Origin of the sequence: Krasilnikovia sp. M28-CT-15, from assembly GCF_047159595.1 — a bacterium.
GTDB lineage: Bacteria > Actinomycetota > Actinomycetes > Mycobacteriales > Micromonosporaceae > Actinoplanes.
The window spans coordinates 3464255-3478497 of record NZ_BAAGAK010000001.1 but is presented as its reverse complement, the minus strand read 5'-3'; the positions used below and the strand labels follow the sequence as shown (position 1 = coordinate 3478497).

Annotated in this window: 13 protein-coding genes; 4 read left to right on the top strand and 9 right to left on the bottom strand. The window is 70.2% G+C overall.

Annotated elements, in window-relative coordinates; genetic code table 11:
* Nucleotides 1–14: 14 nt before the first annotated feature.
* Nucleotides 15–2090, top strand: a complete 2076-nt coding sequence (locus ACMCNO_RS16145) for an Hsp70 family protein (protein WP_412750259.1) — start codon at nt 15–17, stop codon at nt 2088–2090.
* 40 nt (nt 2091–2130) lie between these two features.
* Nucleotides 2131–2583, top strand: a complete 453-nt coding sequence (locus tag ACMCNO_RS16140; protein WP_412750258.1) for a YdeI/OmpD-associated family protein — start codon at nt 2131–2133, stop codon at nt 2581–2583.
* A 609-nt stretch (nt 2584–3192) separates the two neighbouring features.
* Here the strand turns inward: ACMCNO_RS16140 and ACMCNO_RS16135 are convergent.
* The 6 genes from ACMCNO_RS16135 to ACMCNO_RS16110 all read right to left on the bottom strand — a co-directional run bounded on the left by ACMCNO_RS16135 (nt 3193) and on the right by ACMCNO_RS16110 (nt 8655).
* Nucleotides 3193–3933 carry a hypothetical protein gene (locus tag ACMCNO_RS16135; protein ID WP_412750257.1) on the bottom strand — a complete coding sequence of 247 codons (741 nt, stop codon included), beginning with the start codon at nt 3931–3933 and terminating at the stop codon, nt 3193–3195.
* A gap of 19 nt (nt 3934–3952) precedes the next feature.
* The gene (locus tag ACMCNO_RS16130) at nt 3953–5227 is read right to left on the bottom strand and encodes a hypothetical protein (RefSeq protein ID WP_412750256.1); all 1275 of its coding nucleotides are present in this window, start codon (nt 5225–5227) and stop codon (nt 3953–3955) included.
* Nucleotides 5224–5952 carry an ABC transporter ATP-binding protein gene (locus tag ACMCNO_RS16125; RefSeq protein WP_412750255.1) on the bottom strand — a complete coding sequence of 243 codons (729 nt, stop codon included), beginning with the start codon at nt 5950–5952 and terminating at the stop codon, nt 5224–5226. Before ACMCNO_RS16125 ends, ACMCNO_RS16130 begins: the two co-directional genes overlap by 4 nt.
* Nucleotides 5949–6983, bottom strand: coding sequence for a hypothetical protein (locus ACMCNO_RS16120; protein WP_412750254.1), 1035 nt, complete (start codon nt 6981–6983; stop codon nt 5949–5951). The genes ACMCNO_RS16125 and ACMCNO_RS16120 overlap by 4 nt, the downstream gene beginning before the upstream one ends.
* Before the next feature lie 95 nt (nt 6984–7078).
* Entirely contained in the window at nt 7079–7435 is a 357-nt protein-coding gene (locus ACMCNO_RS16115) for a hypothetical protein (RefSeq protein ID WP_412750253.1), read from the bottom strand.
* A gap of 614 nt (nt 7436–8049) precedes the next feature.
* Nucleotides 8050–8655, bottom strand: a complete 606-nt coding sequence (locus ACMCNO_RS16110; protein ID WP_412750252.1) for a hypothetical protein — start codon at nt 8653–8655, stop codon at nt 8050–8052.
* A 129-nt stretch (nt 8656–8784) separates the two neighbouring features.
* On the opposite strand from ACMCNO_RS16110, the gene ACMCNO_RS16105 reads away from it, so the two are divergent.
* Nucleotides 8785–9333, top strand: a complete 549-nt coding sequence (locus ACMCNO_RS16105) for a YbaB/EbfC family nucleoid-associated protein (protein WP_412750251.1) — start codon at nt 8785–8787, stop codon at nt 9331–9333.
* On the opposite strand, the gene ACMCNO_RS16100 is transcribed toward ACMCNO_RS16105, so the two are convergent.
* From ACMCNO_RS16100 to ACMCNO_RS16090, 3 genes are read right to left on the bottom strand one after another with little or no spacing between them, the layout of a single operon-like run.
* Nucleotides 9327–9905, bottom strand: a complete 579-nt coding sequence (locus tag ACMCNO_RS16100; protein ID WP_412750250.1) for a DUF4255 domain-containing protein — start codon at nt 9903–9905, stop codon at nt 9327–9329. The two genes, ACMCNO_RS16105 and ACMCNO_RS16100, sit on opposite strands and share 7 nt — an antisense overlap.
* Nucleotides 9886–11841 carry an ATP-binding protein gene (locus tag ACMCNO_RS16095; protein WP_412750249.1) on the bottom strand — a complete coding sequence of 652 codons (1956 nt, stop codon included), beginning with the start codon at nt 11839–11841 and terminating at the stop codon, nt 9886–9888. The genes ACMCNO_RS16100 and ACMCNO_RS16095 overlap by 20 nt, the downstream gene beginning before the upstream one ends.
* A gap of 6 nt (nt 11842–11847) precedes the next feature.
* Nucleotides 11848–12405: a LuxR C-terminal-related transcriptional regulator gene (locus tag ACMCNO_RS16090; protein WP_412750248.1), complete on the bottom strand. Its 558-nt coding sequence runs from the start codon at nt 12403–12405 to the stop codon at nt 11848–11850.
* A 249-nt stretch (nt 12406–12654) separates the two neighbouring features.
* Between ACMCNO_RS16090 and ACMCNO_RS16085 the strand changes: the two genes are divergently transcribed.
* Nucleotides 12655–14232, top strand: a complete 1578-nt coding sequence (locus tag ACMCNO_RS16085; protein WP_412750247.1) for an NlpC/P60 family protein — start codon at nt 12655–12657, stop codon at nt 14230–14232.
* The last annotated feature ends 11 nt before the right edge of the window (nt 14233–14243 follow it).

The following is a 14243-nucleotide window of genomic DNA, read 5'->3' as shown; positions in this document are numbered from 1 at the left end:
AAATGAGAGGTTCGGTGGGATACGGGCTCGGCGTCGACCTCGGGACCACGTACACCGCAGCGGCGGTGCGGCGGTCCGACGGCTGCGACGTGCTGCGGCTCGGTGCCCGCCGCCCCGAGGTCCCGTCCGTCGTCTACCTGCCCGTCGACGGGCCCGTACTGGTCGGCGAGCCCGCCACCCGCCGCGGCGAGACCGCGCCGGGCCGGATCGCCCGTGAATTCAAGCGGCGCCTCGGCGACCCGGTGCCGCTGCTGGTGGGCGGGGCGCCGTACTCCGCGCACGCCCTCATGGCCCGGCAGCTGGACCACATCCTCGGCACCGCGGCAGCGGCGGAGGGCGGGCCGCCCGCGTCGGTCGTGGTGACCTGCCCGGCGAACTGGGGGCCGTACAAGCGGGACCTGTTGCGCCAGGCCGCCCGGCTCGCCGACCTGGAGACCATCGCGTTGCGCACCGAGCCGGAGGCGGCGGCCGTGCAGTTCGCCTCGGGCGAGCGGGTCACGCCCGGCGAGATCATCGCGGTCTACGACCTCGGCGGCGGCACCTTTGACGCGGCCGTACTGCGGCGCACGGCCACCGGATTCGAGCTGCTGGGCGAGCCCGAGGGCATCGAGCAGCTCGGCGGGATCGACTTCGACGAGGCCGTCTTCGACCATGTGCTGGCCACTCTCGGCGCGTCGGCCCCGGACACGGACGACCCCGAGGTAGGGGCCGCCTGCGCACGGCTGCGCCGCGACTGCGTCGAGGCCAAGGAGGCGCTGTCCGAGGACACCGAGGTGCTGGTGCCGGTCGCGCTGCCCGGCCTGCACACCCGGGTACGCCTGACCCGCCACGAGTTCGAGGCCATGATCTTTCCCCCGCTGGAGGAGACCACCGGCGCGATGCGGCGGGCGCTGCGCTCGGCCGGGGTGTCGGCGGACCAGCTTCGCACGATCCTGCTGTCCGGCGGCTCGTCCCGTATCCCGCTGGTCACTCAGGTCCTGGGCTCGACGTTCGGGTGCCCGACCGCGCTGGATCCGCATCCCGAGCACAGCATCGCGCTCGGAGCGGCCCGGCTGACCGCGTCCGGGGTGTTCCCTCCCCCGGCGCAGCCGCCGAGGGCCGCCGCCGCGCGCCCCAGCGCCACGAGCCGGATCATCGTCGAGGGCGACCCGGCCGACGGCTCGCCCACATCCGGCCGCGGCGCACCACCGCCTGCGGAATCCGGCGATGCCGCAGGCGTCAGACAAGCCGACCGGGTGCCCGGGCCACGACGCGGCCCGACGGAACCGGCGCCTCCCGACGCCGCGGAGCCCGGGCCTGCCGGGCCCACCGTCGCGGATGGTCCCGGTGGTGGGGTTGCCGGCCGAGACCGCGCAGGCGGGGGCGCCCCGCCCCGGCACCGGCGGACGCGGGCCGTGCTGGTGGTCGTGGCCGTCCTCGCCGTGGGCGGTGCGGCGGTCACCGTCGCGGCCCTTCGTCGTACCGGTGCGGACAGCGGCGGCGCCTCCGCGGCGGCCTGCGGTTTCGCGGACTCATTCGAGGCAGGCACCCTCGATCCAGCCTGGCAGCGGCAACGTACCGATGTCACGGTGGCGGACGGCGCGGTCACGATGGAGGCATCCGACGGCTCCGACATCTTCGAGACCCACCTGGCCGCCCCGATGCTGCTGCGACCGGTCACGGGCGACTTCACCCTGGAGACGGACGTGACGGCGGCGCCGCACCAGTTCTACCAGGGCGCGGGCCTGGTGCTGTGGAACGGCCCCGGCAGCTACGTACGGCTGGAGCGCGGCTACGGCGATTCCGGGGCCATCGTGTTCGAGTACAAGGACCATGGTCCCCACGTGAAGGTGCACTCCCCGCTGCGCAAGGATCGGACCCTGATCGAGACGGACGCGCAGCGGGGGGTCCTGCAGCTCGTCCGGACCGGCGACACGATCACCGCCAAGGCACGTGCCGTGTCCGATGCCGAACTGCGAGATCTCGGCAGCATCCATCTGGACCTGCCGCGGACCGTGCAGGTCGGGGTGGCCGTGCTGAACCGGGCCCAGCAGGGGGCGAGTCCGTCCTCGTTCAGCGCCCGCTTCGACAGCGTGGCCGTGCGCTGCTGAGAAACTGCGGGCTCACCCGCCGCACACCGAGGAGGAGAGCGTGTCTGGTCAGCAGTTCACCGCCGCACTGGAGGCCGGTCGCGGCGGCGGCGCGTTCGTCATGCTTCCGGATCATGTCGTTTCGGCGTTGGGTGGCGGAAGCCGGATGCGGGTGACCGGGACGCTCAACGGTGTCGACTTCGCCAGTTCCACCATGGGGATGGGCGGCGGCAAGGTGTGCCTCGGTCTCCACAAAACCACCCGAGAGGCGGCCGGGGTCGCCGTCGGAGACACGGTCGAGTTGACGGTCGAGCGTGACGACCGTCCGCGGGTACTGACCGTGCCGGACGACCTGGCCTCGGCGCTGGCCGGTGACGAGGCGGCCGGGGCGGCCTTCGAGCGCCTGTCATTCACCCATCGCCGCGAGTACGTCGAGTGGATCGTCGGCGCGAAGCGCGCCGATACCCGCACCCGACGTGTGGCTCAGACCCTCGAACGGCTTCGAGCCGGTTAGGCACGCTCGCAGTCTCAGCGGCGCCCGAAGGCACGGCCAATTCGAGACTGCGGATCAGTTACGTGCGCGGCGCGGGCACCCGCCGCCCGCCGAGCGGCGGGGAAAACGGTCCGGTTCCCTGGCCAGGGCGTCGGGGGCATCCCCGATGTGTCATCGTCTGCTCGCGCCTACCGTGGGAGGTCGAGGTGAGAAATGTCGGGGAGGGCAGACATCCGAGGACGCAACTGGTCCGCGATCACGAACGAGGAGGTCAGATGGCGGATGAGGTGCAGTGGTATTGGGACCTGAGGGGCAGGCCCGCCTGCTTCCTGGTCGGTGACGACGTGTTCTCCCGGGCCGGCGTTCATGTCGGCCGACGCTTCGGTAGCGACGTGTACCGCCCGAACGGCACGTATCTGGGGACCTTCGTGGATGATCGGGTCGCGCAACGAGACGGCCATTCCACCACGGTGGGCGCCTTCCCCAGGAAGGTCCAACCGCGACGAACTCCACCACCGAACAGATCCGCCGTCAGGCTCCTTCCCAGCGGATTTCACGCCCTGGATCTGGATCAGGGCCCGGCGCAGGTCCGGTCGCGGGCTACCACCTCCGAACCACCCGACCGGCCCGTCACTCCTGATTCGCCAGGCCGCCACGCCGAACGCGGCTGAGGAAGGCGACAACCCCGAGAAACACCCATGCGCTGGCCACCCCGACCGACTCGACCCACGGCGTCGGCTGCGTGTACCGTCCCGTCACCTCTCGGGGAAGCAGGCTCCACAACGGCGCCGCGGGGAGAAACCGCGCGATCTGCGCCAAGGGGCTTTCCGGGCCGAGTGCCAGCAGCGCGAGGAACAGTGCGAGCAGGCCATAGTTGCAGGCGAAACCGCGCAGGCGACCGTTCGCGTTCACCGACACGCCGGCCGCGATGATTCCCAGGTAGGCCGTCACCAGCACCAGCAGGAGAAAAGGCAGCAGCACCTTACCGGCCGAACCCACCGGGTGCGCCTGACGTAGCCCGTCGCCGAGGCCGGTGATGGCACCCGCAGCGATGGCGCACACAACGAAGACCGTCCACTGCGCCACGCCGGCGCCGCACGCACCGCCCCGATACCAGAGGGCGCTGACATCACTGAAGAAGTACTCCACGCTGACCCGGTCGTCGTCGTCACGGCCGACGGCGGAGGCCACGAGGAAGACCAACACCACTGGAGCCAGGGCGGCGGCTCCGAGGCAGGCGGCTCCCATTCCCCCGAGAACCCCGGCTCCGTCCGGATAGACGGCGAAGCCGGACGGCACCAGTGCAGAAAGGAACCCCGTCGTCGCGCCCAGCAGCACGGGGCCCCAACTGTTGCGCAACGCGATCGCCATGCGATGAACGAGCCAGGACCTACCACTCATCGAGAAAATCCTGACACGGCAGGTTCTTGCGCATTCCGATGATCCGCCATTCACCCTCGACGTGGTGGAGGCACACCATCAGTTCTTCGCCGCTGTACGGGCCCGTGAGGATCGCCACCTCACCAGGCTTGTCGGAACTCATGATGTTGAAGACCGAGCCGGACCCGGCGGCCGCCTGGAGCTGCGGGACGTACGGCCTGGCCAGTGTGTAACCATTGCCGGCGAAGTAGCTTTCATCAAGCTCACCGGTCGTGGTCAGCGCTGCGAGCATCCGCCTCGTCACGTCGTCGGGAGCCGTGTGCGCGGCCTCGTCGCGACGCCAGTCGTAGGTGTATCGCCAGGGCATCTGCGCAGCGATGGCGGGCGGAAGCAGCCAGCCGGATACGAGCATGGCGGCCACCAAGAGAGCACCCCCACCACACCGCACGAGGCGCGCGACCAGCTGTGCTCGCAAGGTTGGGGCGGCGGTGGCGCTTCTGCCCCTGCCGACCTGCCTGGACCGCCAGGTCGCCAAACCCCACAACAACCCGGCCCAACACGCCAGTCCGGCGACACCCAAACCGGGGTTGGCCGAACTCTGCGGCATGTCCGGGATGCTGTGACCGGTCAGCAGAACATTCGCCGAACCGGTCGGGGACAACACCCAGACGGAACGAATCATGGGATAGGTGGCGGCGACACGTTCACCCACCACGCTCATCGCGAACAACAGCATCGCGGCGGCACTCCCGGCGGACCGGCTGCCCGCACCTGCGCCGAGGGCACCCCCGACCAGCGTCCAGATCGCACTGCCGGCAATGAGCGTGAGGATCAGAACGGCGAAGGCTCCCCAGAAATCCGCATGGTGGAACGGGACGGCGAGCGCCGGTGTCGGGAACATCGACAGCAGTGGCGCCGCGAGGAGCCCGACGGCCGCGAATGCGCCGAGGACGCCGAACGACAGGACAAAGCACGCGGCGGACGCGTATGCCGCCGTCTCGACGCGCCGGACCCCGGCCAGGTAGAGCGTCTGGCCGGCCCTGTGGTGCCAATGGGCGCCGAGCAGGTACGCCGCGCCGAAGGCGGCCGCAACGGCCGTCGCGACCCGGACCCCGTCGGCGAGATCGACGAGAACGTCGCCGGGCGTGACCGGGACCGACGCCTCGCTCGCGCGAAGCGTGACCTGCCCCAGCACCCACAGCCCCGCACCGACATTCACCAGGAGCACGGGGCGGCTGCGTATCAGCAACCTCAGTTCGGCAGCCGTTGCCGACGCCGCCTTCATCCCCGATCCGAATCGACAAGCCGGAGGTAGAGACTTTCGAGGCTGTCGGAGGAGGCACAGATGGCAGCGGCATCGCCGGCCAGCAGTACCTTTCCGTGCGAGAGAACGACCAGCGTGTCGGCGATCTGCTCGAGCTCGTGCAGGAGGTGACTGGAGACGAGGATGGTCACCCCTCGCCCGGCCAGTGACCGCAGCAGCTCACGAAGCCACCGCATGCCCTCCGGGTCCAACCCGTTCGTGGGCTCGTCCAGCAGGATGAGCCGGGCGTCGTGGAGAAGTATCCTGGCCAGGCCGAGGCGCTGACGCATGCCCTGCGAATATCGCTTGACCAGATCATCGGCGGCCCCGGAGAGACCGACCTCCTGCAGGACGGCCCCGATCCTGTCGTTCCGGTCAGCGCGGCCGCCGGCCGCCAGCCGCAGGTTGTCCCGCCCGGAAGCCCAGTCGTAGAAGGCCGGTTCCTCGATCATGGCGGTCGTTGCGGTCGGCAGGAAACCGTAACGCACGCCGGTTCCATCGACCGTCACGGTTCCACTGTCGATCGTCGCGAGCCCGGTGATCATCCGGAACGTGGTGGTCTTCCCGCTGCCGTTCGCACCGACGAGGCCGACGACCTGACCGACACCCGCGGTGAACGTGATGGGACCGATCCGGCGACCCGCCCGGTAATGATGGCCGGCACCGTCGAGCTGGAGGCGGACCTCGGAAGGTGCTGAGTCAGTCATCTGCGCGAGACGCTCGCATCGGGATGGAGAAGGACCAGCGAACCGTCCTCTGCATATCTGGCATCGACGACGTCCCGCACGACCTGACTCCCGGCCTCTGATCGAATCGTCGCCACCGTGCCTTGAACGACCGCTGCCCGCTGCCCTGTGGGATCCAGGTCGGCGCTCACCTTGTCGGCCCCTTCCATCGTCCAACCGGTGTCGAGTCGCAGATCCCAGTACCGTACCAACGACCTGTGTCCGGACGGACCGACGCTCATCGTCTCCGCCAGGAGGGTGTCGCCCACGAGGTGGCATGCGCCGACGTGGGGTTGGGGGACGGTCTTCCGCCCCGATTTGCCGATGACGACCGCGTGGTCGGCGTAGACGATCGCATGGCTCTGCCGGTTCACACAGCCACCGACGGCGGCTTCGTCGTTCTCCGGCGTGATCACCCAACCCGTGCCACTCGGCCGCACCAGGAAGATCGTCGAGGACGACTCGTCACGACTCAAGATCAGAAGCTCGCCGGTCGGACCGGCCGTGATCAGCGGCATCTTCGGGGTGCTCAGTGGGAGGCGCTGCTGCGCTCTGCCGTCGTGATAGTTCACCAGTGCCGCTCCTTCGGGGCGGCGCTCCAGCACGACCCTGGTCTGCGCGCTGCGCGCCAGCAGTACGAGATCATTCCCCTTCATCTGGCGCGTGTGCGACTCGCTCCCCGAACGAACGATCTCCGGCCAACCGTCGCCGGACTCCGGGCCCCTCAACGCGCCTGAGGCGACCGCGTCCGGACACGAGGCCAGGCAGGTGACGTATGCACTCCGGGTCATCGCCGGATCCTGCCAGATCACCTTTCCTGATCGGTCGTATCCGACAATCACCTCGCGAGCCAGATCGAAGACGATCGCGCCGTTCGAGTCGGCGTCCACGAGGAACGGAGCCGGCGTCGAAGGTGGGGCCGGCACCTTCTCCGCGGAGGAATCCGGCAGGTTCGTCACCACCGCCATCATGGCGGCGAGCGCCGCCCCGGCCGCCGCAACGATCAACGACACCCGCCTCCATCGCACGGCCGTCCGAACCTCCGAAGCTGCACGACGTGTGGCTGCCGCGCGTGCGTCGCGAGCGGCAGCCACACGTCACCGGGGTGCTACAGGTTGGCGTACGTCGAGCAGTTCGGGTCCGAGCCGCTCTGGTCGAAGATGGCGTTCGTCTTCATGTACGGACTGCCGGACTTCGGTACGTTCTCGTTGACCGGGATCTGATAGGTGTGCTCGCCAACGATGTCGTCTCCGCTGGTCCAGGCGAAATACGTGTTGTTTCCGCCGTTGTTTCGCAGACGCATGTACACGTTGTTCTTGTCCTGCGAGTTCTCCATCAGCGTGAAGCTGTTGGACTCGACGAACCAGTACGAGCCATTGCTCTGGTAGTACACGGTCGTGTTGAGCGTGTCACCGCCTGCGGAACACTGCACATGTTTCGAGTCGGCGCTCGCGGGGCTTGCCATCGCGGCGAGCGATACCGCGGACAGGGCTACCGTTGCGACGGCAACGGCTGCCCGCCTCCGATGTTGGCGTGCTGTCGTCATCCTGGCTGACCTCCCGTGACAGCGAATCATCAGCGTGCACCGTACTTCTACCGGAGGAAGTGACGCCTGGCAATGGATATACGATAGTTGCATTGATGTTCAACACTTGACTAAACCGTGAAGTTTCCCTCGCCCTGAGATGACGTACTTCGGTGAGCAACAGCGCCAAGGGGTCGCAGGCTCTTCAGATCACGATGGCCGCAGCCGAACCCCTCGAGTCGCAGGGCTGGACGGGTAGTGAACTTCGCAGCCGAGGGAAGCTGGCACTCCTGCGCCGGGACCATCGTCCGGCTCCTCCACCGCCGCGCCGGCGCCGGGTCCGATATACCGGCAAGCAACGACACGGCGGGCTACATCCGAGGGCGGGTGCACGATAGCTGCCGGGCCGAGGGGCCGACAACGTCACGCGGGTATGGAGCCCGAACTGAACCACCCGGGTCGGAAACGGGCCTCTCCGATTCCGGCTGCGGTCGCCTCGGACGTTCCGTGCGACGGCGAACGTCGGAGTGCGGTTGGCGCGACCGGGCGTCGCATCACCCGAGGTTGGCGATGGCCTGATCAGCGACGGCCTGCATCGGGGCGCGGAGGTTCTCTGTCGCCGCGTCGGTCGCCGTGCCGAGTTTGTCGCGGTTGTAGAGCTGGACGCGCACCTCGGCGTTGTCGACGAGGTTGATCAGCACAAGACGGCTGGATCCTGGGCCGCGATCACCGAACCGGTGATTGTCGTCCTGTTGCCCCAGCGGCCGGAAGCCGCTCGGCGGGTATTCATCGAGGGCGGCGACGGCTTCGGCATGTGAACTACGCAGGATGCTGCCTTGGTACAGGCTCACGCTCACCTGCAGGTCGTGGTGGGACCCATCGCCGGGACTGTAGAAACAGTTGCGCAATTCGGACGTATCGCGGGCGCCTCGCACGTTGTCGTCGGGCAACGGCGTAGCAACCATTCCAAGAGCGGCAGCGGTGGACGCGTCCAATACGGGGCAGGTCTTGTTGACGGCGGTCCATCGGGCAGGGCTGTGCGCGACCTTCAAGACGATCAGGACTGCGGCAATGGCGACAAACATGATCACCGGGATGGCCAAGACGAGCAGCGCCAGGCCGGGACCGCGACGGGGGGCTTGGACGCCGAGGTTCGACATACAGCCATTGAAGCAGAGCCGAGCGGGTCGCGGTTGCCCTGACCACTGGGGCGAAGACCACGGGCGGCGCGGACGACGGATACGCTGCTAATGTCCTGCGACGTCGAGCCACGTATCAGCATTCGGGGGGTGCGCTTGAACGCCGCGGAGGAACTGCGCCGCCTGCAGCAGACTGCAGCGTCCCTGATCCGCCAGCCGCCGCCCGCTGCGGGCTCGGACGAGTCGGGCACGGTTGAGGTGTATCTCAATGCCGAGGGTCACATCGACCGGATCGAGATCCGCCCGGACTGGTCGCGTCAGGTCGACGCAGAGTCGATCGGCCACGCGGTTCTAGCAGCCGCGAACGACGCGGTGAACAGACGCGCGTCTGCCTGGGCGGACCTGATGTCGCGCACTCCCGAGGAAACAGTTGCCGCGCTGGAGGTGCGCGACGTCCGCGCGGCGGCCCCGCGCATCGATGCCGAGAGCCGCAGTGCCGGACTGCACGAACTGATGAAGATGATCACAGGTGCGCTCGCCGAAGCGGACGAGCTGACCGACCGCCTTGAAGAGCTGGCACAGCGGCCGATCATCGGTCGCAGCAACAACGCCAGCCATTCAGCCAGGCGCCCTGATAATGACGACCGGCTCGTTACGGGGTGGGGTTCGGCAGCCTGGTGGGCACCAGGTGGTTATTGAATGGGCATGCCGCTGGCGGTCCGTACCGTGATGGTCTCGGTGGGTGGGCCGGCGGCGGCCCGCAGCGCCGCGTCGAGCGTGACCGTCACGACCAGGTCCAGGCCGGGCTTTAGCTGGCCGCCCAGAGCGGACCAGAAGTCCGAGTTCTCCGAACCGTCACCGCTGCGCAGCCGCAGGCTCGGCAGCGGCCGCACCGAGCTGAACACCCCCTGCACGTGCTCGGCCGCGATCACCGGATGCAGCAACACTGTGGACAGTACGTCGCCGAGCAGGGAATGCTCGTCGCGCACCTCGCTGGTCCAGGCGGTCACCAGGTAACGGCAGTCGACCCGGGGCAGCGGGTCGCGACGGAACCGGCGTCCGTCCTCCTCCTCCAGGATGACCTCGCCGAAGTCGCGCTCGGCCAGATTCGGGCGCACGTCCCACAGGTACAGGTCGACCGTGGGCCGCGACGACAGCGCCGCCGACCAGTCGGAGTCGGGCGCCTCGAACGCCACGTCGACATCGCGGGCCGGCAGCGGGACCTCGGCGCGCAGGAACGCCTCCAGCGTCTCATCGAGCAGGTGCAGCATCGGCGTCTCGATTCACCAGGTCGAAGTAGCGGTCGAACTCCTTCTCGGTGCGCAGCCGCCCGAGCTTCTGGAACTCGCGCTTCATGGACAGCACGGCATGGCGCATCGTGATCGGACTGTCCTCGGCGGCGGCCAGGAACGCCGCACCCAGCGCCGCGTTGCTGATCACCCCGCCGGTGACCTTGAACTGCCGTGCGAGGAAGTCCAGGTCCAGGTCGCCCAGCGGCGCGGTGGGCGGGAAGGCGCGGGCCCAGATGGCGCGGCGCTGCGGCTCCTCCGGGGCGACGAAGTCGATGGCGACCGAGATGCGGCGCAGGAACGCGGGATCGATGTTGCGCTGCAGGTTCGTGGCGAGCACGACCAGCCCGTCGTAGGTTTCCAGGCGCTGCAGCAGGTACGCCACCTCGATGTTGGCGTACCGGTCGTGGGCGTCGCTGACCTCGGAACGCTTACCGAACAGGGCGTCGGCCTCGTCGAAGAAGAGCACGAGGTCTCCGGCGGCGGCCGCGCCGAAGATGCGCTCCAAATTCTTCTCGGTCTCCCCGATGTACTTGCTGACGACCGCGGACAGGTCCACCTTGTACAGATCCAGGCCCAGTTCCCCGGCGACCACCTCGGCGGCGAGGGTCTTACCCGTGCCGGAGGGGCCCGCGAACAGCGCCACCACCCCGGTGGACGGCACGGGGCTGAAGTGCCACCGGCCGTACACGGTGTCGCGGCCGAGGTGACGGGCGGACAGTTCGTGCAGCTGGCCGGTCTCGTCCGGGGGCAGGATCAGGTCGTCCCAGCCGCGGCGGGGCCGGATGCGCACCGCGACGCCGTCCAGGTGTCCCCCGGCCAGCCGCCGCACCGCCGGGGCGACCTGGCCGGAGTCGGCCGAGGCCGCGGCGGCGACCAGCCGCAGCTGCTCCCGGCTGAGCCGGTACGCCGGATCCGGCGGGCGTCCCAGCACCCGCTGCCAGTCGTCCGCGTCGGCCTCCCCGTCGCCGACCCGGATCTCCTGCCACGGCCGGTCCGGCACGGCCTCGAGCGGCTGCTCCCCCGCCGACGACAGCACCCAGTCGAGGTGGGCGCCGCGGGTGACCGCGTCGCGGGCGGCGGCGGTCAGCGGCGTGGCGATTTCGAGGACGACGACGAGGTTGCCGATCGTGGCCTCGCGCGCCACCGCCTCCCAGCCCGCGACGGCCTCGGGCGGCGGGCAGACCAGCAGCCCGGCACCGGGCCACCGGGCGCGGACCGCGCGCAACCGGCTCTCCCGGTCGCCGCCGTGCACCAGCAGCAGCCCGCCGGGGCGCTGCGGCGCGTCGCCGGGCACGCGTACGGTGCCGGGCGGCAGCGCGGGGTCGGGGGACGTGTCGCCGCGCAGGTGCCAGACGAGCCGGGCGGCGGGCTCGGCGACCAGGGTGGCCCACGGCCCGTCGCCGCCCAGCCGGGCCAGCGCGGCGCGGCGCAGACCCGCACCGGGTGCCAGGGCGCGCTCGGCCGGATGTCCCGGGTCGTCGGCGAAGATCTGGGCGAGGGTGGCCAGGGTGAGCCGGGGCAGTTGCACCGAATCCTGCAGGTACGCCACGAGCCGCTGCCGGGCCGGGGACAGTTCGACTGCGACGACGAGCGCGAGCACCTCCGCTTCGGGTGTGCCCAGGTGCGCGGCGCGGGCCAGGGCGGCCAGCCGGGAGGTGCCGGTCAGCGCCGCCCGGAACGCCTCCCGGGCCCGCCCCACCGCGATCGCCGAGCCGGCGCGGACCGCGGCGACCCGGGCGGGGCCGGGGCCGTCCAGGCCGGGCAGCCCGGACAGCACCCGCTCGACCTCCTCGTCGCCGACGTACAGGCCGGCGAAGTCGCGCGGGGGACGGCCGTCGGCGAGCCGGCAGATCAGCGCCTCACGCTGCAGCAGCGTGTCGGCCAGGGTGATCCAGGGTTCCGCGGGTGCGGCCATGGCCGGTCAGATCACGCCTTCGCGGGTGGCGACCGCGACCGCCTGTGCCCGCGTCCGGCAGTTCAGTTTCGTGAGTACGTCGTGCACGACGTTCTTCACCGTGCGTTCGGAGAAGCACAGGTCCTCGGCGATGCCCCGGGTGTCCAGACCGTCGGCCAGCAGCCGCAGCACGGAACGTTCGCGGGCGTTGAGCCCGGCCGGGCCGAGATGGGAAGTCTGGGTGACGTGCAGCAGCAGCCGGGCCAGCATGTCGCCGGGTAGCGCCACCGTGCCGGCGACGACCGCGCGTACGGTCGCGATCAGGGTGTCCGGGGTGAGCGTGCGGTGCGGCAGGACCGCGCCGACGCCCGCGTCGACGAGCTCGCGCACGGACTGTTCGCTGACGTCGCGGACCGTGGCGACCAGCCGGGTGGCGCGGCCCTCGGCCAGCCGGACCGCGCGGCGCAGCGCGGTGGAGCCGTACTCGAAGACGAGGATGTCCAGGTCGGCGACGACCGGCACGGGGGCGAGGGTGGCACTTTCGCCGCGCACCACGAAGTCGGCCTGTTGCAGGCAGGCGGCCATTCCGCGCCGGACGATGGCATGACTGTCATCGATCCACACCGTAGGCGGCCGTTGCGCGAGCATCATTCCCCCTGGCGAGCGGCCCGAGCCCCCCTCGGCCGTCCGACCATGATGCTCTCAGGAAGTCGATCAGAACAATAGCTCTTTCGGGCTTTGTCGCCGGTCCGACTTAGCGGCTGTTTCCGCTGCTCGCAAAGGGCAGAATGGAACGCGCTTTGCAGGGTGGATCGAGGGTTCTAGGCTCACAACATGCCCAGGTACTCCGCGGAACAGATCTATGGTTTCGCCCGCCGCGCCGGCTTCTCGCCGGACGAGGCGGCGACCATGACCGCGATCGCGCTCGCCGAGTCCGGTGGGAACAGCCGCGCGCACAACCCGCACGGCGAGGACTCCCGCGGCCTCTGGCAGATCAACGGCCGGGCACATCCGAGCTTCCTGACCAAGTACAACCTGTACGACCCGCAGGACAACGCGAAGGCGGCGTTCGAGGTGTCCCGGCACGGCCACGACATCTCGCCCTGGACGGTGACGCACGGCGGCCTGGGCTCGCGCTACCTGCGGCACCGCGAGGATGCGCAGTCCGCCGCGGTCGCGTACGGCGACGGGCCGGGGCGCGGCGTGTGGACCGGCACGGTCGGTTACGGCGACCATGTGTCGGCGTCGGCCGGCGACGGTCCGGCCGGGGTGCCGGTGCACGAGGTCACGGGTCTCGTGACCGCCGATCGGGGCGGCGCGGTGGGCGACAATGCCGCGCTGGAAACGTTGCTGCGGGTGGCCAAGGCGCAAATCGGAGATCCTTACGTGTTCGGCGCCGAGGTCAAGCTGAGTGATCCCGATCCCGCGGTATTCGATTGCTCGGAATTCACCCAGTGGGCGGCTTATCAGGCCGGGGTGCGAATCCCCGATGGGGCCACCGCGCAATATCTTGATCTTAAGGAGAAAGGTCTGCTGATTCCGGTCGAGCAGGCGAAGGACACGCCGGGCGCCCTGCTGTTCTCGTTCGACCGGGAGCCGCGGGCCGGCGACGGCCGCACCCCGGGCGCGCACGTGGCCATCAGCCTCGGCGACGGCAAGATCGTGGAGGCCGCCAACCGGCGCGCCGGGGTCCGCGAGAGCACCGCGGGCAGCCGTTTCGAGTACGCCGCGGTGCTGCCCGGCGTCTCGGACGGCAGCGCCACCCCGCTGGCCACGCCGACGCCACCGGAGCTGGGCGTCCCGCCGCTGACCCCGGCGGAGCCCGCGCCGCTGCCCGACCTCGGCGGCCCGGACAGCGACCACGACGGGCTCAGCGACGCCCTCGAACGCCGCTACGGCCTCGACCCGCTGCGCGCCGACACCGACGCGGACAACCTCAGCGACGCGCAGGAGCTCGTCACGTACGGGACCGACGCCCGCAAGGCCGACACCGACGGCGACCAGCTCAACGACGCGTTCGAGCTGGCCCAGGGCCTCGATCCGCGCTCGCCCGACACCGACCACGACGGGCACCTCGACGGCAGCCTCACCCCGGCGCAGACCGACACCGATCTCGACGGGCTCGACGACGCGCTGGAACGGGTGCTCGGCCTGGACCCGCGGCTCAGCGACTCCGACGCGGACGGCTTCAGCGACGGCCTGGAGTACCACTCGGGCAGCAACCCGCTCGACGCGCACGACAACCCTCTGATGCACCACCCCGGCGAGCTGCCCGGGGCCGAGGGCGACGTTCCCGGCGCGCCGCCCGGAACGGGCCAGCCCGGCACCGGCCCGGGGCTGGGGCAGACCCAGCTGCTGGGCGGCCGGGCGACCGCCCCCGGTCCGCTGGACGACGCCCACGACCTGCCCTGATCCACGACCGG

Coding starts and splice junctions, on each gene's coding strand:
- ACMCNO_RS16135 (WP_412750257.1), bottom strand. CDS start 3,933: ATGGCGATCGCGTTGCGCAACAGTTGGGGCCCCGTGCTGCTGGGCGCG.
- ACMCNO_RS16130 (WP_412750256.1), bottom strand. CDS start 5,227: ATGAAGGCGGCGTCGGCAACGGCTGCCGAACTGAGGTTGCTGATACGC.
- ACMCNO_RS16125 (WP_412750255.1), bottom strand. CDS start 5,952: ATGACTGACTCAGCACCTTCCGAGGTCCGCCTCCAGCTCGACGGTGCC.
- ACMCNO_RS16115 (WP_412750253.1), bottom strand. CDS start 7,435: ATGGCAAGCCCCGCGAGCGCCGACTCGAAACATGTGCAGTGTTCCGCA.
- ACMCNO_RS16110 (WP_412750252.1), bottom strand. CDS start 8,655: ATGTCGAACCTCGGCGTCCAAGCCCCCCGTCGCGGTCCCGGCCTGGCG.
- ACMCNO_RS16100 (WP_412750250.1), bottom strand. CDS start 9,905: ATGCTGCACCTGCTCGATGAGACGCTGGAGGCGTTCCTGCGCGCCGAG.
- ACMCNO_RS16095 (WP_412750249.1), bottom strand. CDS start 11,841: ATGGCCGCACCCGCGGAACCCTGGATCACCCTGGCCGACACGCTGCTG.
- ACMCNO_RS16090 (WP_412750248.1), bottom strand. CDS start 12,405: ATGGCCGCCTGCCTGCAACAGGCCGACTTCGTGGTGCGCGGCGAAAGT.
- ACMCNO_RS16085 (WP_412750247.1), top strand. CDS start 12,655: ATGCCCAGGTACTCCGCGGAACAGATCTATGGTTTCGCCCGCCGCGCC.